At 63.5% G+C, this 1,925-nt stretch carries 1 protein-coding gene; it reads left to right on the top strand.

Annotation, left to right across the window (positions count from 1 at the left end):
* The first annotated feature begins 9 nt into the window (after positions 1–9).
* Positions 10–1,785, top strand: coding sequence for a sulfoacetaldehyde acetyltransferase (gene xsc / locus ACR0EK_RS20260; RefSeq protein WP_209599474.1), 1,776 nt, complete (start codon positions 10–12; stop codon positions 1,783–1,785).
* Positions 1,786–1,925 lie beyond the last annotated feature (140 nt).

Raw genomic sequence — 1,925 nt, 5'->3', positions numbered from 1 at the left:
AACACCCCTATGAAGATGACGACGGAAGAGGCCTTTGTTAAGGTTTTGCAGATGCATGGTATTGAACATGCGTTTGGGATCATTGGCTCTGCGATGATGCCGATTTCGGATCTGTTTCCGAAGGCTGGGATCATGTTCTGGGACTGTGCGCATGAGGGCAGCGCGGGGATGATGGCGGATGGCTACACCCGGGCGACCGGCAAGATGTCGATGATGATCGCGCAGAACGGTCCGGGCATCACCAACTTTGTGACCGCCGTCAAGACCGCCTACTGGAACCACACCCCGCTTCTGCTGGTGACCCCGCAGGCGGCCAACAAGACCATCGGTCAGGGGGGCTTTCAGGAAGTCGAGCAGATGAAGCTGTTCGAGGACATGGTCGCCTATCAGGAAGAGGTCCGCGACCCGACCCGCGTCTGCGAGGTTCTGAACCGTGTGATCATGCAGGCCAAGCGCGCCAGCGCCCCGGCCCAGCTGAACATCCCGCGCGACATGTGGACCCAGGTTGTCGATATCGACCTGCCCGCCATTGTCGAGTTCGAGCGCCCCTCGGGTGGCGAAAGCGCCGTGGCCCAGGCGGCCGAGCTGCTGTCGAACGCCAGAAACCCTGTCATTCTGAACGGCGCCGGTGTGGTTCTGGCCGAAGGCGGCATCGAGGCGTCGAAAGCGCTGGCCGAGCGCCTGGATGCGCCGGTCTGCGTCGGCTACCAGCACAATGACGCCTTCCCGGGCAGCCACCCGCTGTTTGCCGGTCCGCTGGGCTATAACGGTTCGAAAGCGGGGATGGAGCTGATCAGCGAGGCGGATGTTGTCCTGTGCCTCGGCACCCGTCTGAACCCGTTCTCGACCCTGCCGGGCTATGGCATCAACTACTGGCCTGCGGATGCCAAGATCATCCAGGTTGACATCAACCCTGACCGTATCGGCCTGACCAAAGCGGTCAGCGTCGGCATCATCGGCGACGCCGCCAAGGTGGCAAAGGGCATTCTGGCCCAGCTGAGCGACACCGCCGGTGACGAAGGCCGCAAGGAGCGCAAAGAGCGCATCGCGCAGAAGAAATCGGCCTGGGCGCAGGAACTGACCTCGATGACCCATGAGGATGACGATCCGGGCACCACCTGGAACCAGCGCGCCCGCGCGGCCAAGCCCGACTGGATGAGCCCGCGCATGGCGTGGCGCGCCATTCAGGCGGCGCTGCCGAAAGAGGCGATCATCAGCTCGGACATCGGCAACAACTGCGCCATCGGCAACGCCTATCCGTCGTTTGAAGAGGGTCGCAAATACCTGGCACCGGGCCTGTTCGGCCCCTGCGGCTATGGCCTGCCCGCCGTTGTCGGTGCCAAGATCGGCTGCCCGGATGTTCCGGTTGTGGGCTTTGCCGGTGACGGTGCCTTTGGCATCGCGGTGAACGAGTTGACCGCGATTGGCCGCGAGGAATGGCCCGCCGTGACCCAGATCGTGTTCCGCAACTACCAGTGGGGCGCGGAAAAGCGCAACTCGACCCTGTGGTTCGACGACAACTTCGTGGGCACCGAGCTGGACACCAAGGTGTCTTATGCCGGTATCGCGCAGGCCTGTGGCCTGAAAGGCGTCGTGGCCCGCACCCAGGACGAGCTGACCGCGGCGCTGAACCAGGCGATCGAGGACCAGAAGAACGGCATCACCACGCTGATCGAGGCCCTGATCAACCAGGAACTTGGCGAGCCTTTCCGCCGCGACGCGATGAAAAAACCCGTCGCAGTCGCCGGCATCAGCGCCGATGACATGAAGGCGCAGGGCGCTTAACCCCAGGACGAGGCCGGAGCACATGACCCTGACACCCGTCGAGCTGTTGCGGCAAAACGCTCCGGCCACCCGTCCCATAATCGCCCTCAGCGAAGGCAACGACCCCCGCATCACAAAAGGGGCCATCAACGCGCAGAGGG

The sequence above is a fragment of the Ruegeria sp. AE4 genome, assembly GCF_056542185.1.
This window is presented reverse-complemented; position numbering and strand designations above follow the sequence as displayed.